The organism is Pseudomonas sp. BJP69 (assembly GCF_007633355.1).
In the GTDB taxonomy this organism is placed as follows: Bacteria; Pseudomonadota; Gammaproteobacteria; order Pseudomonadales; family Pseudomonadaceae; genus Aquipseudomonas; species Aquipseudomonas juntendi.
In genome coordinates this window covers 1,787,510-1,806,382 of the sequence record NZ_CP041933.1, presented here as the reverse complement: position 1 = coordinate 1,806,382, position 18,873 = coordinate 1,787,510, and the positions used below count along the sequence as shown (strand labels likewise).

Below are 18,873 nucleotides of genomic sequence, written 5' to 3'. Positions count from 1 at the left end.
GCGAGGACAGGCAAAGTCAAGCCGACAATATGTCGCGGTGAGTCGGGTTTTAAGCGGGGGATCCGTGCTTGGGCTGATAGGTGTTCGCCTTTGGAGATTCGGCGCTTGGGAGATCGAGCGCCGCCCGCGCGGCGCATCGCGAGCTGCGCTCGCTCCTACGCTTGTTTCGGGCCATTTATGCCTGTGGGATTTGCGCGCGAACGCATTGGCGCATGCCTCAATACCGTGCCGTACAAACAAGGCGGTCGCGCGCGCCTGTCACAGGCGTAACTGGCCTGAAACAAGCGTAGGAGCGAGCGCAGCTCGCGATGCTTATGCCTGTGGGATTTGCGCGCGAACGCATTGGCGCATGCCTCAATACCGTGCCGTACAAACAAGGCGGTCGCGCGCGCCTTTCACAGGCGTAACTGGCCCGAAACAAGCGTAGGAGCGAGCGCAGCTCGCGATGCGCCGCGCGGGCGGCGCTCGATCTCACAGGCGCTGCAAATCCCCCGTCAAACACCGAAAACCCTCACACCCCCTTCAAAACCGCCGTTAACCTTCATTTAATCAACCCCAGCCAGCATGGCCCCATTCCCCGATCTGCCAAGGCGAAGACATGCGCGTTCTCCTGCTCTTCCTGACACTGCTACTGGCTGGCCCCCTGCAAGCCAACCCGTTCGACGTCAAACCCGATTTCCTGCCGGTCGAGCAGGCCTTCGTACTGACCCACGACCGCCAGGCCGACGGCCAGATGCGCCTGTACTTCCAGATCAAGCCGGGCTACTACCTGTATCAGAAGCGCCTCAAATTCGATGGCCTGCCGAGCGATCAACAGCCGCAATTGCCGCCGGCACTCAACCACCACGACGAGTTCTTCGGCGACAGCGCGGTGTACCGTGACCAGCTTGAACTGCTGCTGCCGGCCAACGCCCAGGGCCAGTTGCGCCTGGGCTGGCAGGGCTGCGCCGACGCCGGCCTGTGCTACCCGCCACAAACCACCAGCATCGACCTGGGCGGCAGCGTAGCGCCGGCCGCCGAACAAGCCAGCGACCAGGCCTTGGCCAGCGGCCTGCAACAGGGGCACCTGGTCTGGAGCCTGCTGGCCTTCTTCGGCCTGGGCCTGTTGCTGGCCTTTACCCCCTGCTCGCTGCCGATGCTGCCGATTCTCGCCGGGCTGGTGTTGGGCAACGGTGCCAGCGCCCGCCGCGGTTGGCTGCTGGCCGGGGTCTACGTACTGAGCATGGCCCTGGTCTACGCCGCCCTGGGCGTGGTCGCCGCGCTGCTAGGCGCCAGCCTGCAAGCCTGGCTGCAACAACCCTGGCTGCTGGGCAGCCTGGCGGGGCTGTTCATCATCCTTGCCCTGCCGATGTTCGGCGCCTTCGAACTGCAGTTGCCCGCCGCCCTGCGTGATCGTCTCGACCGGGCCGGGCGAGGCACCCGCGGCGGCAACCTGTATGGTGCGGCCTTGCTGGGCGCGTTGTCCGGGTTGCTGCTGGGCCCCTGCATGACCGCGCCTCTGGCCGGGGCGCTGCTGTACATCGCGCAAAGCGGCGATGTGCTGCAAGGCGCGCTGGTGCTGTTTGCCCTTGGCCTGGGCATGGGCGTGCCGCTGCTGTTGCTGGTCACCCTGGGCAACCGCTACCTGCCACGCCCGGGCGCCTGGATGGACCGGGTAAAGGCGGTATTCGGCTTCGTGTTCCTGGCCATGGCGCTGTACACCGTGCGCAGCCTGCTGCCGGCCAGCCTGCTGCTGGCACTCGCCGGTGCCTGGCTGGTCGCCCTGGCCTGGGCAGCCTGGCCGGCCCTGCAGCGGTTGCCGGCACTGCGCGCAGTGCCGCTGCTGGGGGCGCTGTGGGGGGGCTTGCTGTTGGTCGGCGCGGCAGCCGGCGGCGACGACCTCTGGCAACCCCTGCGCCCATTCGCCGGGGGGGCAGCCGCGCCAGCCACTGCTGCGCATGCCGAGGACAGCTTCGTCACCGTCAGCCGCCCAGAAGACCTGCAACGCGAACTCGATGCCGCCAAGTCTCGCGGGCAATGGGTCATGCTCGACTACTACGCCGACTGGTGCGTGTCGTGCAAAGTGATGGAAAAACAAGTGTTCAGCCGCAGCGACGTGCAGGCCGGGCTGGCCGGCGTGCACCTGCTGCGGCTGGACGTGACCGCCAACAGCCCCGCCAGCAAAGCGCTGCTACAACGCTACCAAGTACCGGGCCCGCCCAGCATCATCTGGATCGGCCCAGAAGGCGAAGAGCGCCGCGCGCGGCGCATCACCGGTGAAGTGGACGCCGCCGCGTTCCAGCAACACTGGGCCCAGACCAGGAGCCAAGGCTGATGCTCACCGTGACCCTGGGGCCGCTGACCATGGCCCTGAACCACCTGCTCATGCTCACCGCGCTGGTGATCGCCAGCGTGGTCGGCTGGTGGGTCGCACGGCGCGGCGGTGAAAGCCCGGAGTCGGCGCTGTTCAACCTGTTTCTGCTTGGCTTGCTCAGCGCGCGGGCGGGGTTCGTGCTGGCGTACTGGCCGATGTACCGGGACGATCCGCTGCAAATCATCGACATCCGTGATGGCGGCTTTCTGTTCTGGTCGGGCCTGGCGGGTATCGTGGGCGGTGCCCTGTGGCAGGGCTGGCGCCACCCAGGCCTGCGCCGCCCGCTGGGCTGGGCGCTGTTCAGCGGCGCGCTGTTCTGGGGCCTGGCCAGCTTTGGCGGGCACTTGTACAGCAAGGGCACCGAACTCCCCGAACTGAACCTGCGCAATGCCGGCGGCCAGCCCGTGGCGCTGCACAGCTACCGCGGTACACCGCTGGTGATCAACCTCTGGGCCACCTGGTGCCCACCCTGCCGGCGCGAAATGCCGGTGCTGCAGCAGGCGCAGAGCGAATACCCGAACGTGACCTTCCTGTTCGTCAACCAGGGCGAAACCCCGGAAAACGTCAGCACCTTCCTCGCCACCACCGGCCTGAGCCTGACCCACGTGCTGTTCGACGGCACCGGCCTGCTGGCCCAACGCGTCGGTTCGATGGCCCTGCCCACCACGCTGTTCTATGACGCCCAGGGGCGGCTGGTCGGTAGCCACCTGGGGGAGTTGTCCCGGGCCAGCCTGCGCCATGCCCTGGAACCTTTCGAGCGGGCCGCTGCGCCCGCCCCTGCCGCACAAGGAAACTGAAATGCGATTGACTGCACTGTTGCCCCTGTCCCTGGCCCTCCTGGCCGCCCCCGCCTTGCAGGCCGAAGAGCTGCCCAAGGCGGTTCAGCAACTGCAAGCCAAGGGTGCCGTGATCAAAGGCAGCTTCGACGCCCCCAACGGCCTGCGCGGTTACGCCGCCGAGTACCAGAACAACGCCCTGGCCCTGTACCTGACGCCCGACGGCAAGCACGTACTGGTCGGCAACCTGTTCGACGAACAGGGCAAGGACCTGAGCGCAGAGCCGCTGGAAAAGCTGGTGTATGCGCCGATGAGCAAGGAAATCTGGGCGAAGATGGAGAAAACCGCCTGGATCGCCGATGGCAGGGACGATGCACCGCGCAAGGTGTACCTGTTCAGCGACCCCAACTGCCCGTACTGCAACATGTTCTGGGAACAGGCACGGCCTTGGGTCGAGTCGGGCAAGGTGCAGTTGCGCCACATCATGGTCGGCATCATCCGCGAAGACAGCCCAGGCAAGTCGGCCGCCCTGCTGGCGGCACAAGACCCGGCCAAGGCTTTGCACGCGCATGAGAAGGCCGGCAAGGCCAGCACCCTGACAGCGCTGAAGCAGGTGCCGCCGGCGGTTCAGCAAAAGTTGGCGGCAAACATGGCGTTGATGGAAGAGATGGGGTTGCAGGCCACCCCAGCGATTTTCTACCAGGATGATCAGGGTCAGCTGCAGAGCCAGCAAGGCGCACCACGGCCGGAGATGCTTGGGAAGATTCTTGGCAAGCGCTAGCGCCTGAGGTGAGTGCTGTAAATAGCGAGCGCCGCCCGCACGGTGCTCGATCTAGAATTCGGCAAAAAAGCTATACCTTGTAACACTTAATTGCGCACCAGAACTATCGATACCGCTCATCACAAATAGAGTATTCATAATAAAAATTCCTATACGCCTTACAAGCCAGTAGGAAACGGCCCACACCAAAAACTGAAAAGCCCCGCCCAATACCACTAATCAATTAATTGTCAGAAACATCCTTCAGACGCCCCTCACAACAAGCATCACCCCCCAACAAACGCACCTACTGCTAGAAACTGAATATTCAGCGGAAAAACTTGACACCCCTCAATCCTGACAATAAAAGATTTCGCAGCAGACATTCAGCGCCCAACCGCCGTACATGAGGGCTTGGTTCCAAAATAGCACCAGGCGTAATGTCTTCTTCATGACCTCCGAGGGGTGCATACCATGAGACGAACAAGAAGAATAATTTCGGTCGCCAGGCTACTACTCGTTGAGCACTTAAGAGAACCTACCGCACTGCTGTGGACTGCAGTAGCACCGTGCATGATGTTCATGATCATGAAGCAGAACGCTTCATTTACGGGCCTGTCAGCTTCCAGTTATACGCACTCCGCGGCCTGGTTTTACGCCTACATCTCCGCAAACGTCGCCTTTTTCGGCCTGAGCTTCTACTTGATTGGCAGACGGGAGAGCGGTTTTGTCCGTTCATTCATCTACCGACGGGAGGCCATCACGCTGTTCCTGACGTCACATGCCCTCAGCTATAGCGTGATCAGCCTGCTGTATTCAAGCGCCTTCTACATCATCACCAAGCCACTGTACGGCCCCTACTCGCTGCCAGAATTCCTGCATCTCACAACGGCTTTCTACACAAGCTTTTTACTATTTTCCTGCATAGGCCTGGCCATTGCTGCGCTGCCGATCAGGTTCAGTACCGCCGGCACGGTATTTTCATTCCTTTCATTTCTCATGCTCTTTTCTGGTTACCTGGGTAGCGCACCTTCCAACACCTCGCACTGGCTCGGCGCGATCAATCCGCTTTACTTGAGCGCAAACATCATCAATGGGCAGCTATCACTCAGCGTGAGCTTCTCTGCAGCCGTTGCTGCCTCAGCAATAGGGTTTTATGTCACAGCGAAGTTATTCAGAATCCAACCCATCTGGAGTCGATATTGAATGAATCTTTTGACGCTCGACAAACTCAGCTTTTCCCACCCCGACACGCCGCTTCTCCAGAATATCTCGCTGAGCCTAAGCGAAGGTGAGGCAGTCGGAATACTGGGATGCAACGGCGCGGGCAAAACGACACTTTTCGATTTGATATGCAATGTCAGAAAGCCTAGCCAAGGCAATATCATCAACGTTTCCAAGTGCCAGCTTTACCTGACGCAAGTACTAACACCACCGCCGCTGCTGAAAATGGGCGAGGCCTATGAACTGATCACCCAGTTGAATTCAACATCGGCACCCAGTCACCATCAGGCCCTTGCGCGCCTCTGCCAATGGTCGCCTGCGTTGTCAAAGCGCTACGCCAACCTCTCTGAGAAAAAGGCATCGACCTGCAGTTACGGCGAAATCCGCAGTTTCATCACCCTCACACTACTGCTCATGGATGGTGACCTGATCATCCTCGACGAACCGACCGCCGGCATAGACCCTGAGTTTCGACACTACATCTGGCTGGGCATAAAGAACGCGTGTGCAGATGGGGCCAGCGTGTTGGTATCGTCTCACCACACCGAAGAAATCGTAACGAACTGCCACCGGTTCTACATGCTTGCACACCAGCGCATCGAGCCGTTCGGGAATGGTGAAGCGTTTCTGACCCGCTACAGCGCAAAGTCCTATGATGAAGCTTTTATCAACGCTGCGATGTAAATCCAGTCATCTAGTTTGCATGGCGCGCCCCCGCCGCCAGACATTGGCGGTGGGGGCATAGCCTGCGGTTTACAACCCCTCCAGCTCCGCCATCAGGTCACTTAGCCGATCGACCTTGTCGTCATCCAGCGCACTGCCCTGCAGCCCCTGCACATACTCGGCCAGCTCCGCCACGGTGCTGCACTCGAACATCGCCCTCAGCGGCACGTTCAACTGCAACTGCTTCTGCACCCGCGAGGCTATCTGCGTGGCCAGCAACGAGTGCCCGCCCAACTCGAAGAAGTTGTCGTGCACCCCGACCCGCTCAGCCTTGAGCACATCGGCCCAGATACCCGCCAGTACGTCTTCCAGCTCATTGCGCGGTGCCTGGTAGGCCTGGCCGCGCTGGCCGCCGATGTCGATGGCGGGCAGGGCCTTGCGGTCCAGCTTGCCGTTGGCATTGTGCGGCAGGCTGTCGAACCAGCCCCAGTGCAACGGCACCATGTACTCCGGCAACTCGGCGCGCAGGCGTTGCTTGATCCGCTCCAGCAATTCAGCGTCCCCGGCAATGCCCTGGTGCGCAACCAGGTAACCGACCAAGTGCTTGCCATTGGCACCCTCCTGTACCCCCACGGCAGCATCGCGGATTTGTGCCTGTTCGTGCAGGCGCGCCTCGATCTCGCCCAACTCGATGCGATAACCGCGAATCTTCACCTGGTGGTCGATGCGCCCAACGTACTCCAGCACACCGTCCGGGCGCTGCCGCGCCAGGTCGCCAGTACGGTACAGGCGCTCGCCCGGCGCACCGTACGGGTGCGGGATGAACGCCAGTGCCGTGCGCACCGGGTCGCCAACGTAGCCACGGCCAACGCCGGTGCCAGCCACGCAGAGTTCACCCACCGCGCCCAGCGGCACCAGTGCCTGATCGTCCCCGCACAGGTACAGGCGGTTGTTGTCGGTTGGCGTGCCGATCGGCAAATAGGCGCCTTGAGTCGAGGCGGCATCGACCCGGAAGAACGCCACGTCATCCGAGCACTCCGCCGGGCCATAGGCGTTCACCAGCCCCACCTGCGGGTAGCGCTGCAGCCACTGCGCGGCCAGCTCCGGTGGCATGGCCTCGCCGGTTGGCAGCATCCAGCGCAGGCTATCGAGCGCCTGGTGGTCGTTGGCCAGCATGCCCTGGATCAGCGATGGCACGCTTTCCAGCACGGTGATGCCACTGGCCTGCACATGCGCCAGCAGGCCCTGCGGATCATGGGCGATGGCGTTCGGCACGATCTGCACGGTAGCCCCGAACAGCGGCGCAGCCAGGAACTGCCACACGGAAATGTCGAAACTCTGCGACGCCGTCTGGGCTATCACATCCTGCTCGCTGAGGCCCAGGTAAGGCACCTTGCTCAACTGGTTGTTGAGCATGCCGCGCTGCTCGACCATCACGCCTTTGGGCAGGCCGGTGGAACCTGAGGTGTAGATCACGTAGGCCAGGTTGTCCGGCCCGCTGTGAATCCCAGGGTTGTGGCTGGCGACCTGGCTGGCCTGGATTTCCTCCCACACCAGCAGTTGCGGGCGCGCCTGCGTGGGCAGCGCACTCAACAGTTGCCGCCCTTGCTCGGCACAGGCGGCACTGCACACCAGCACCGGCGTGCGGCTGAGCTCGATGATGCTTTGCAGGCGCGCCGCCGGCAGGCCAGGGTCCAGCGGCAGGTAGCCGGCGCCGGCCTTGAAGCTGCCGACGATCATGCCCAGCAGCGGCAAGCCGCGCTCGGCCAGCAGCGCCACCGGCTGGTCGACCTTCACGCCGGCCAGGATCAGTGCGTGGCCCAGGCGGTTGGCGGCCAGGTTCAGACCGGCATAGTCGTAGGCGGCTTGCAGGCAGCGGGCAACCACGCGCTGCGGGTGCGCGGCCACTTGCGCTTCGAACTGGGCAACGTAGCTTTGCTCCAGCGGATAAGCCCGCCCGGTGCTGTTGCAGTCTTCCAGCAGGAAGCGCTGCTCTTCGGCGCCCAGCAACGGCAGTTCGCTCACCTCTCCGGCAAAGCCCTCTACCAGCGCCAGCAACAGCCGCTTGAACTCGGCCAGCAGGCGCTCGACGGTCGGGTAGTCGAAGTAGCGGTGGTCGAACGACAGGTGCAGGCCCAGGTCATCGCCGGGGTAGCACACCGCCGTGAGCGGGAAGTTGGTGTGGGTACGGCCCGAGTCGGAGCTGGCGTTCAGGTGCTGCGCATGGTCGAGCACGGCGGTTTCCACCGGGGCGTTCTCGAACACGAACAAGCTGTCGAACAGCGGCTGGCCCTTGGGCAGTTGGCTGCACTCCTGGATCGCCACCAAGGGCAGGTACTCGTACTCGCGCAGCTCCATGTTGCTTTGCAGCAGGCTGTGCAACCACTGGCGCACGCTGCAACGCTCCCCGGCCAGCGGCAGGCGCACGCGCAACGCGACGCTGTTGATGAACAGGCCCACGGTGCGCTGCATCTGCGGCATGCTGACCGGGCGGCCGGCCACGGTCACGCCAAAGGCCACGTCACGCTCGCCACTGTAACGCGCCAGCAGCAGCGCCCAGGCCGCCTGGGCAAAGGTGTTGACGGTCAGCTGGTGCGCCTGCGCCAGTTCGCGCAGGCGCACGCCCTCGCTCACCTGCAAGCGGGTATGGCAGTCGCCCACGACCATGCCGCTGCCGGCATGGTCATGGCGCAATGGGCGGTCACTGGGCAGCGCCGTGGCGCGCTCGAACCCGGCCAGGTTGGCCTGCCACCAGGCCCGCGCATCGTCCAGCCCCTGGCGTTGCAGCCAGCCAATGTAGTCGCGGTAACGCGGCGGCACCGGCAACTGCGCCTGGCGGCCCTCGCCAAGTGCCTGGTAAACCTCAAAGAAGTCGTTCATCAACAGCGAGCGGCACCAGGCATCGATCAGGATGTGGTGGTTGCTCATCATGAACCAGTAGCGCTCGTCTGCCACGCGCACCAGGCGCAGGTGGAACGGTGCCTCGCTGAGCAAGGCGAAGCCCGCCTCGCGCTCCTGCTTGTGCAAGGCTTGCAGGCGTTGCTCCTGGGCAGCCTCGGCAAGCCCGCGCCAGTCCTGATAGTCGACGGCCAGGTCGCCCGGTTTGTGAATGATCTGCAACATCGCCTCACCGCTGTTCCAGCTGAACGAGGCGCGCAGTGCTTCGTGGCGCGCCACCACGACCTGCCAGGCCTGGGCGAAGCGATCGGGGTCCAGCGCACTGTTGATGCGGTAGCGGTCCTGCATGTAGTACAGGCCGGTGCCCGGCTCCAGCAGGGTATGCAGCAGCATGCCCTCCTGCATCGGGCTCAGCGGGTACACGTCCTCGATCTGCGCTGCCGGCACCGGCAGGGCGTCGATCTGCGCTTGCGTCAGGTGCGCCAGCGGGAAATCCGAAGGGGTGAAACTACCATTGCCCTCGGCCAGGCAATGCTCCACCAATGCCAGCAGCTCCAGGCGGTAGGCTTCGGCCAGCGCGGCAATGGTCTGCCTGTCGTAGCGTTCGGCGCTGAAGGTCCAGCGCAGCTGCAGGGCGCCGCCATACACCTGGCCATCGACACTCAGCCAGTTGGGCAGCGGCGCGTCGGGGTCGTGGGCCAGGCCGGCCGGGGCATCCAGCGGCTGGAACAGCGCCGCGCTGTCGAACTGCTGGTCGAACTGGCCCAGGTAATTGAAGGTAATGCGTGCCTGCGGCAACGCCGCCATCTGCTCGCGCCCGGCATCGTCTGCCAGGTAGCGCAGCACGCCGTAACCCAGGCCTTTGTGCGGCACCTGGCGCAGCTGCTCCTTGATGCGTTTGATCGAGCCTGCCCGCGCGGCGTCATCCTCACCGGGCACCGGGCGCAGGCTCAACGGGTAGGCATTGGTGAACCAGCCCACGCTGCGGGTCAGGTCCATATCCTCGAACAGCCCATCGCGGCCATGGCCTTCCAGCTGCACCAGCACGCTGTCGTCCCCACTCCAGCGGCACATGGCCCGCGCCAGCGCGGTCAGCAGCAGGTCGTTGACCTGCGTGTGGTAGGCAGCCGGGGCCTGTTGCAGCAACTGCCGGGTCTGCTCGGCGTTCAGGCCGGTCGTCAGGGTTAGCGCGTGGCGGTGCAGGTTACCGCCCTGGGGGTGATCGCAGGGCAGCTCACGGCGGACACCCCCCAGTTGGCTTTGCCACCAGCCCAGCTCGTCACGCAACGAATCGCTGCCGGCATAGCTGGCCAGGCGCGCGGCCCAGTCGCCCATGGCATGGGTCTTGGCGGGCAGTGGCTGGCCACGGTACAGCGCCTGCAAGTCTTCCAGCAGCACACGCCAGGACACACCATCGACCAGCAGGTGGTGAATCGCCAGCAGCAGGCGCTGGTGGCCCTGGCCGTCCGTCACCAGCAGGCCGCGCAGCAGCGGGCCCTGCTGCAAGTCGAGGCTGCGCTGCACATCGCTGTACAGCGCCTGGCAATCGGCAAAATCGGCGACGGTGGCAGCCCACAACAGCTGATCCTCAGCCGGCTGGGTGTAGGCAGCCTGCCAACGGCCCGCGGCGGCACTGAAACGCAGGCGCAGGCTGTCGTGGTGCTGCACCAGCGCGGCCAGCGCCTGCTCCAGCGAGGCTTTATCCAGCGGCTGGCGCAGGGCCAGCAGCAGCGCCTGGTTCCAATGCTGTGGCTGCGGCACCTCGCTGTCGAAGAACCAGTGCTGGATCGGCGTCAGGCCAACCTGGCCCTCGCGCAGCCCCTGGTCGATGCTGCTGTGCGCTTCGCTCTGCCTTGCCACAGCGGCCAGCGTCTGGATGGTCTGGTGCTGGAACAGGTCGCGTGGCGTGAACTGCAGACCGGCCTGCCGCGCCCGGCTGACCACCTGGATCGACAGGATCGAATCGCCGCCCAGTTCGAAGAAGTTGTCCTGCACCCCCACCTGGGCGACGTTGAGCACCTCGCCCCAGATCTGCGCCAGCCGAGCTTGCACGTCATCGCCAGGGGCCTGGTAGTGCTGGCGGGCTTGCTCAAGGTCCGGTAGCGGCAGGGCGCGGCGGTCGAGCTTGCCGTTGCCCATCAGCGGCAGGCTGTCAAGCAGCACCAGGTGCGCAGGCACCATGTAGTCTGGCAAGTGCTGGCGGGCCTCGGCCTTCACGGCTTCGCGCAGGCAGTGCTGCGCCTCGTTGTCGGCTGCGGCCTGCTGGCACACCAGGTAGCCCACCAGCTGCTTGCCGCCTGGCAGGTCGAGGGCCAGTACCACTGCCTCGTCGACATCGGCGTGTGCCTGCAGACGGCTTTCGATCTCGCCCAGTTCGATGCGGAAACCGCGAATTTTCACTTGCTGGTCGGCGCGGCCAACATACTCGACCAGGCCATCGGCGCCCAGGCGTACCAGGTCACCGGTGCGGTACAGGCGCCCACCTGCGCTGCCGAACGGATCGGCAACGAAGCGCTCGGCGCTCAGGCCCGGGCGATCGTGGTAGCCCTGGGCCAGGCCGGCGCCGCCGACATACAGCTCACCGATACCCCCTTGCGGCAACAGCGCCAGGTCTTCGTCGAGGATGTAGGCCGTGCGGCTGCCGATGACCTGGCCGATCGGCACACTGCCCAGCGCTGCGGGCAGCACCTCTGGGGCCAGGCAGGCCAGCGGCATGACCACGGTCTCGGTCGGCCCATAGGCATTGAAGAACTGCTGGGGCGCGAATGCCTGGCGAATACGCTGCAGGTGCTCACCGGTCAGCGCCTCGCCACCGGTGATCACCAGGCGAACCGGCAGCTGCTCGCCCTGGCCGCCCAGGTATTGCGCCAGTTGGCTCCCGTAGCTTGGGGTAAAACCAAGGATGCTCACCTGCTGCTCACGCACCAATTGGCATATTTCCTCCGCACCCCACTGCCCCTGGGCACGCAACACCACCCGCGCACCGCACAACAGTGGCACCCACAGCCGCTCGCTGGCGGCGTCGAAGTTGATCGAATAGAAATGCAGCTCGCAATCGTCGCTGCGCATGCCGAACGCGGCGCTCACGGCCTGGCAGTGCATGGCGAATTCGCCATGGCTGACGACCACGCCCTTGGGTTTGCCGGTGGAGCCGGAGGTGTAGATCAGGTAAGCCTGGTGCTGCGGCAGGCTGAGGTTGTCCAGCGGCGCAGCGCTGTAGGCCGCCAGGCTGGCTGCGTCGTCTTCCAGGCTCCAGCGCGCCACACCTTCGGGCAATTCGCCCAGGCTTTGCAGCAGCTCGCGCTGGCTCAGCAGCAGGCCGATACGGCTGTCCTCGATCATGTAGCGCAGGCGGTCGAGCGGGTATTCAGGGTCCAGTGGCACATAGGCGCCGCCAGCCTTGAGGATGGCCAGCAGGCCAACCACCATTTCCAGCGAGCGCTGCAGCGCCAGGCCTACCCGCACCTGCGGCCCGACACCCCGTTCGCGCAGGGCCCGGGCCAGGCGGTTGGCGCGCTGCTCGAGCTCGGCATAGCTCAGGTGCTGGCCGGCGAAGGTCAGCGCCCCGGCCTGCGGCGTGCGTGCGGCCTGGGCCGCGAACAACCCGTGCAGGGTCTGCCCGAGGCCCAAGTGCGGGTCGCCCTGCAACTGGCCCAGCAGTTGCTGCTGCTCGCTGCTGCTCAGCATCGGCAGCTCGCACAGGCGCTGTTGCGGGTTGTCGAGCAGCCCGACCAGCAGCTGTTGCCAGTGTTCGGCCATGCGCGCGATACGCGGCTCATCGAACAGGTCACGGCTGTAGGTCAGGCAGCAGCCCAGGCGGCCATCCAGGTCGGTCACTTCCAGGTACAGGTCGAACTTGGTGGCGCTGGCGTCGTTGACCAGGTAATCCACCTGCATGCCGGCCAGGCTGCGGCTTTGCTGGAAGGCCCAGCGCTGCACGTTGCACATCACCTGGAACAACGGGTTATAGGCACTGCTGCGTGGCGGTTGCAGGGCCTCGACCAGTTGATCGAACGGCAGGTCCTGGTGCGACTGGCCTTCGATGGCAGCCTGGCGCACCTGCTCCAGCAAGGCGCTGGCGCTCATCTGCCCATCCAGTTCGCAGCGCAGCACCTGGGTATTGAGGAAGGCGCCGATCAGCCCTTCGCTTTCCGGGCGGATGCGGTTGGCCACCGGCGCACCGATGCGCAGGTCGCGCTGGCCACTGTAGCGGTGCAGCAAGGCAGCCAGGGTGGCCGTCATGGTCATGAACAGGGTCAGGCCACGCTGGCTGTTGAAGGCATGTACGCGCTCGACCAGGGCCGGGTCGAGCTCGAAGCGGTACAGCCCGCCCCGGTGGCTTTGCACCGCCGGGCGTGGGCGGTCGGCGGGTAACGCCAGCACCGGGTGCTCGGTGCCCAGGCGCGTTTGCCAGTAGGCCAGTTGGCGAGCGCCCTCGCCGCTTTCCAGCCATTGCCGTTGCCACACGCTGTAGTCCAGGTACTGCACCGGCAGTGGCGCCAATGGCGACTCGCGGTCGTCGACAAAGGCCTCGTACAGTTCACCCAGCTCGCGGGCGAAGATGTCCATGGCCCAGCCTTCGGTCACGATATGGTGCAGGGTCAGCACGAAGAAGTGCTCGCGCTCTGCGGCCTTGACCAGGCAGGCGCGCAGCAGCGGGCCGCGTTCAAGGTCGAACGGCTGGTGCGCCTGGTCGTCAGCCAGCTGTTGCAGGCGTTGCGCACGGGCAGCGCCGGGCAAGGCGCTGAAGTCCTGCCAGTGCAGGTGCAGGCCGCTGTCTTCGGCCACGCACTGGTAGGGCACCCCGTCGATGCTGGGGAACGTTGTACGCAGGGCTTCGTGACGCACGATCAGCGCGTGCAGCGCCCGCTCGAACGCCTCGACGTGCAAGGTGCCGCGCAAGCGCGCCATGCCGCCCACGTTATAGGCCGGGCCGTCGGGCTGCATTTGCCAGAGGAACCACATGCGCTGTTGCGAATAAGACAGCGGCACCGCCTGGCGGCGGTCTACGCGGGCGATCTGCCCTTGCAGGTTGCGCTGGCCATTGACCTGGATGCGGGCTACCTCGGCACAGAATGCGCCCAGCTCGCTGGCCTCGAACAGGGCCTTGAGCGGCAGCTCCACGTCGCACGCATGGCGCGTGCGGGAAACGATCTGTGTGGCCAGCAGCGAGTGGCCACCCAGGGCGAAGAAATCATCGCGCAGCCCTACACGGGGCAGGTTCAGTACATCGCGCCAGATGCCAGCGACCTGCTGTTGCAGTGCTGTTTGCGGCTCGACGTGCTCACGCTGCTGCCACACCGGCGCGGGCAGCGCCTTGCGGTCGACCTTGCCGCTGGGGCCCAGGGGCATGTGCGCAAGGGCAATCAGCTGCGCCGGCACCATGTACGCCGGCAGGTGCTCGGCCAGTACCGTCAACAAGGCTTCGGCCTGGGCGCTGCCGCTGTAGTAGCCAACCAGTTGCGCGCCGACCGCATCGTTGTGGACCAGCACCAGCGCCTGCTCGACACCCGCTTGCGCCAACAGGCAGGCCTGGACTTCTTCAGGTTCAACGCGCAACCCCCGTACTTTCACCTGCTGATCCAGACGCCCGAGGTATTCCAGCGCTTGCAGCTGAACCTGCCAACGGGCGCGGTCACCACTGCGGTACAGGCGCTGGCCATTGCCATCGGCCTGGGGTACGAAACGCTCGGCGGTAAGCCCTGGGCGCCCCAGGTACCCACGGGCCAAGCCCGCACCGCCGAGGTACAACTCACCCGGCACGCCGGGTGCGGTGAGTTCGAGTTCGTCATCCAGTACCCGGCACAGCACGTTGGCCAGCGGCCGGCCGATGGGCGAACGCTCGCCGTCCGTGGCCTGGCAATGCCAGTGGGTGACGTTGATGGCGGTTTCGGTCGGGCCGTAGCGGTTGTGCAGCTGCACGTGCGGCAGCAGTTGCAGCACCCGGTCGCGCAGCGCCGCCGACAAGGCCTCGCCCCCGGAAAACACCCGGCGCAGGCTGGCGCAGCCCGCGGCCTGTGGTTCCTGGACAAACACCTGCAGCAGTGGCGGCACAAAATGCAGGGTGGTCACGCCATGCGCCTGGACCAGGGCCGCAATGCGCTGCGGGTCGCGGTGCTCGCCAGGGCCGGCGAGCACCAGCTTGCTGCCGGTGATCAACGGCCAGAAGCACTCCCACACCGACACGTCGAAACTGATCGGCGCTTTCTGCAGCAGCACATCCTCGTCGCCCAACCCATAGCTGGCCTGCATCCAGTGCAAACGCTCGGCCAGCGCCGCGTGAGTATTGCCCACGCCTTTGGGCTGGCCGGTGGAGCCGGATGTGTAGATGACGTAGGCCAGGTTGTCACCTTGCAGGTGCAAGCCGGGGGCCTGGCTGGGCCAGCTGTCCAGGTGCAGCTGGTCGAGGGCGATGGTGCTGACGCCATCGACCTGTGGCAGCTTGCCCACCAGGCTGCTGTGGCTGAGCAACAGGCCAGCATCACAATCGGCCAGCATGTACGCCAGGCGCTCGGCGGGGTAATCCACGTCGAGCGGCACGTAGGCGCCGCCGGCCTTGAGAATGGCCAGCAAGCCGACCAGCAGTTGCGGCGAGCGCTCGAGGGCGATGGCGACGCACGTGTCAGGACCGACACCTTTGTCGCGCAGGTAGTGGGCCAGGCGGTTGGCCTGCTGGTGCAGTTCGGCGTAGTCCAGGCTGCCACCCGCCCATACCAGGGCGGTACGTTGCGGGGTCAGGCGGGCCTGCTCGTTGAGTTGCTCGACCAGCAGTTGCTGCGGCGCGGCGGCTTCGGCCTGGCCCCAACCCAACAACTGGCGCCGGCCCGCCTCGTTGAGCAGTTGCACCTCGGCCAGGGCCAGGTCGGGCGCGGCGCACACTTGCTCCAGCAGGGCCAGCAACTGCCCGGCCAGGCGCTGGATGGTGCTGGCCTCGAACAGTTCGTCGGCATAGTCGAACGCCAGGCTCAACCGGCCCTGGTGGTCCTCTTCACTGTGCAGCTGCAGGTCGAACTTGGCTTCGCGGCTGTGCCACGGCAACTCTTCGGCCAGCAGGCCGGGCAGGCGGCGCAGTGCCGACAGGTCGCGTTGCTGGTGGTTGAACATGACCTGGAACAGGCCCTGCTCGCGGGCTTGCGGCAAGGCCTCGAGCAACTGCTCGAACGGCAGGTCCTGGTGGGCCTGGGCCTGGAGCGTGGCCTGGCGCACCTGCGCCAGCAGTTGGCTGAACGGCATGCGGCCATCGAGTTGCGCGCGCAGCACCTGGGTGTTGATGAAGAAGCCGACCATGCCCTGGGTTTCCAGGCGCGGGCGGTTGGCATTCGGCACGCCGACGCGGATCTCGGCCTGGCCGCTGTAGCGCTGCAACAGTGCCTGCCAGCCGGCCAGCAGGACCATGAACAGGCTGGCCTGCTGCGCCTGCGCCAGGCCCTTGAGGGCTTGGCTGAGCGTGGCGGGGACCTTCACGCTGAAACGCGCAGCACTGAATGTGCGCTGGTTGGCCCGGGGTTGGTCGGGGCACAGGTCAAGCACGGGCAGTTCGTCACCGAGCTGGGTCTTCCAGTACTGCAGTTGGCGTTCGGCTTCGCCGTCGGCCAGCCACTGCCGCTGCCAGTTGCCGTAGTCCGCGTAGCCCAGGGGCAGCGGCGCCAACGCTGCCTCCAGGCCCTGGCAGTGAGCGGCATACAATTTGGCGAATTCATCGAGCAGGATGTTCAGCGACCAGCCATCGGCCACGATGTGGTGCAGGGTCACCCACAGCTGATGGTCTTCATCGTCGAGCCGGGCCAGGGTCACACGCAGCAACGGGCCTTGCGTCAGGTCGAACGGCTGGCAGGCCTCGGCCTCACGCTGGGCGGCGACCTGCTCGGGGGTCTGGCCTGCGAGGTCCAGGCGGGCCAGGCTGAACGGCTGCTGCGGCAGAATACGCTGCAGCGCCTGGCCGTTTTCTTCAGCGAACACGGTACGCAGCGACTCGTGGCGCGCCACCAGTGCCTGGAATGCGGCCTGCAGGGCGCTAGCGTCCAGTTCGCCACGCAGGTGCAGGCCGGCGGGAATGTTGTAGGCCGCCGATTGGGGTTGCAGTTGCCACAACAGCCACAGGCGGTTCTGCGCCAGCGACTGGGGCAGCGCCTGGGCGCGTGCCAGGGGCGCGATAGCTGTGGGCTGGGCAGCGCCTGCACCGATGAGCGCAGCCACCGCGTTGCTGTAGTCAGCCAGCACCGGCGCCTCGAACAAGGTGCGCAGGCCCAGATCGATGCCCAGTTCGTCGGCCAGCCGCGCCGTGGCCTGGGTAGCGGCGATGGAGTTGCCGCCCAACAGCAGGAAATGGTCATCTGCCGCTACTGCCTGCACCTTGAGGGTGTCGCGCCACACCGCCGCGATGCGCGCCTGCAAGGCATCGCCTGATGCCTGGGTGGCAGCAGCGGCGCTCGGCTCGGGGAATTGGGCATAGCAGTCCAGGCTGCCCTCGGCCATGCGCACGCGGCAGGCCGAACGCTGCAGCTTGCCACTGGAGGTTTTCGGCAGCGCGCCCGGGTTGAGCAGCAGCACCACCGCCGGCGCCTGGCGGCAGGCATCGGCGATGACCTGGCGCAGGGTGTTGATCAGCGCTTGTGGTTGGGTGGCCTTTTGCACGCTGCGGCTGATCTCCACCGCCACGCCGATGCCCTCCTCGCCCTGATGCTCGACGGCGAACACCGCCACCCGGCCCTTGCGCAGTGCCTGCACTTCACGCTCGAGGGTTTTTTCCAGGTCTTGCGGGTACAGGTTCTGCCCACGCACGATCAACATGTCTTTCAGGCGCCCGGTAACGAACACCTCGCCTTCACGCATGAAACCCAGGTCGCCGGTCCGCAGCCAGGTCTGCCCGTCCATTTCGACGAAGGTGCGCGCGCTGGCTTCTGGGTTACGCCAGTAGCCCGAGGCGATACTCGGCCCGCCTGCCCAGATTTCCCCGACCTGGTTGTCGCCCAGCCGTTGCAGCTGTTGCGGCTCGACAATGCGTACCGCGTGCCCCGGCTGCGGGAAGCCACAACTCATCAGCACGCTGCCGGTACCGGGCTCGGCGCGGTTGGCGGCCAAGGCGTCGGCATCCAGCGCAAGCGCGGGGATACCCTGGCCACGGCGGCTGCCGCTGACGAACAAGGTTGCTTCGGCCAGGCCGTAGCTGGCGAAGAAGCTCTGGGGGTCGAAGCCGCAGGCCTTGAAGGTGTCGGCGAAGCTCGCCAGGCTGTCCTGGCGGATCGGCTCGGAGCCCGAATAGGCCACGCGCCAGCGGCTCAGGTCGAGCCCGGCCAGCGAGGCCTCGCTGACCCGCTCGCTGCACAGGCGGTAGGCAAAGTCGGGGCCGCCGCTGATGGTGCCGCCGTAGTCGCTGATGGCCTGCAACCAGCGCACGGGCCGGGCGAGGAAGTAGCCGGGCGACATCAGTACGCAAGGCACTCCGCTGAAGATCGGCTGCAACAGGCCGCCGATCAGGCCCATGTCGTGGTACAGCGGCAACCAGCTGACGATCACGTCGTCGGGGTTGAGGTCGATGCCAAAGCCGCTGCGGATGAGGTGTTCGTTGGCCACCAGGTTGCCATGGCTGACCTGCACGCCTTTGGGCAGTGCGGTGGAGCCGGAGGTGTACTGCAGGAAGGCGATGTCCTGGCTGCTGAGGGCAGGTTCCTGCCAGGTGTCGGCCAGGGCGGGGTCCAGGCCATCCACTGCCAGCAACGCGGGCGCCGCCTCGGCGGCAAGTGCTTCCAGGCCCTGCAGGCTGTCGTGCAGCGCCGCCACGGTCAGCAGCAGGCGCGGCTCGGCGTCGGCGATGATCGACAGCAGGCGTTGCTGGTGGTGCTGGCGGGCAGACTCTGGCGGGTAGGCCGGCACTGCGATCACGCCGGCGTACAGGCAGCCGAAGAACGCCGCTACGTAATCCGGCCCACTGGGAAACAGCAACACCGCGCGGTCACCAAAGCTGGCGCGTGCCTGCAGGGCGGCGGCGATGGTGCGCGCGCGCTGGTCGAGCTCCCGATAACTGAGCACAGCCTGCTCGTGCGGGGCGTCGGCGAGAAAGCGCAGGGCAATCCTGTCCGGGGTCTGCGCGGCGCGTTGCGCCAGGGCCTGGACCAGCGAGAGCGGGAGTTCGAAGGCGTCCGTCATGGGGTGTTCCTGCCAGTATCTGTTGGGGCGTGCCGACTGCGCCGCGGACATGG

General features: G+C 65.7%; 6 protein-coding genes. 5 read left to right on the top strand and 1 reads right to left on the bottom strand.

The window, feature by feature from the left end:
• The first annotated feature begins 598 nt into the window (after positions 1–598).
• The 5 genes from dsbD to FPB55_RS08390 all read left to right on the top strand — a co-directional run bounded on the left by dsbD (position 599) and on the right by FPB55_RS08390 (position 5,797).
• Positions 599–2,314: a protein-disulfide reductase DsbD gene (gene dsbD, locus FPB55_RS08410; RefSeq protein WP_009684801.1), complete on the top strand. Its 1,716-nt coding sequence runs from the start codon at positions 599–601 to the stop codon at positions 2,312–2,314.
• Positions 2,314–3,150 carry a TlpA disulfide reductase family protein gene (locus FPB55_RS08405; protein WP_009684802.1) on the top strand — a complete coding sequence of 279 codons (837 nt, stop codon included), beginning with the start codon at positions 2,314–2,316 and terminating at the stop codon, positions 3,148–3,150. The genes dsbD and FPB55_RS08405 overlap by 1 nt, the downstream gene beginning before the upstream one ends.
• 1 nt (position 3,151) lies before the next feature.
• Positions 3,152–3,910 carry a thiol:disulfide interchange protein DsbG gene (dsbG, locus tag FPB55_RS08400; protein WP_009684803.1) on the top strand — a complete coding sequence of 253 codons (759 nt, stop codon included), beginning with the start codon at positions 3,152–3,154 and terminating at the stop codon, positions 3,908–3,910.
• Positions 3,911–4,363: 453 nt separating this feature from the next.
• A complete protein-coding gene (locus tag FPB55_RS08395) occupies positions 4,364–5,095 on the top strand; it encodes an ABC transporter permease (protein ID WP_144187959.1) in 732 nt (243 codons plus the stop codon).
• Positions 5,096–5,797, top strand: coding sequence for an ATP-binding cassette domain-containing protein (locus FPB55_RS08390; protein ID WP_144187957.1), 702 nt, complete (start codon positions 5,096–5,098; stop codon positions 5,795–5,797).
• A 69-nt stretch (positions 5,798–5,866) separates the two neighbouring features.
• Here the strand turns inward: FPB55_RS08390 and FPB55_RS08385 are convergent, their stop codons facing one another.
• Entirely contained in the window at positions 5,867–18,820 is a 12,954-nt protein-coding gene (locus FPB55_RS08385; RefSeq protein WP_144187955.1) for a non-ribosomal peptide synthetase, read from the bottom strand.
• Between the last annotated feature and the right edge of the window lie 53 nt (positions 18,821–18,873).

Bases quoted from the DNA above. Each gene is read 5' to 3' on its own strand.
- dsbD (WP_009684801.1), top strand. From the start codon at position 599: ATGCGCGTTCTCCTGCTCTTCCTGACACTGCTACTGGCTGGCCCCCTG.
- FPB55_RS08405 (WP_009684802.1), top strand. From the start codon at position 2,314: ATGCTCACCGTGACCCTGGGGCCGCTGACCATGGCCCTGAACCACCTG.
- dsbG (WP_009684803.1), top strand. From the start codon at position 3,152: ATGCGATTGACTGCACTGTTGCCCCTGTCCCTGGCCCTCCTGGCCGCC.
- FPB55_RS08395 (WP_144187959.1), top strand. From the start codon at position 4,364: ATGAGACGAACAAGAAGAATAATTTCGGTCGCCAGGCTACTACTCGTT.
- FPB55_RS08390 (WP_144187957.1), top strand. From the start codon at position 5,096: ATGAATCTTTTGACGCTCGACAAACTCAGCTTTTCCCACCCCGACACG.
- FPB55_RS08385 (WP_144187955.1), bottom strand. From the start codon at position 18,820: ATGACGGACGCCTTCGAACTCCCGCTCTCGCTGGTCCAGGCCCTGGCG.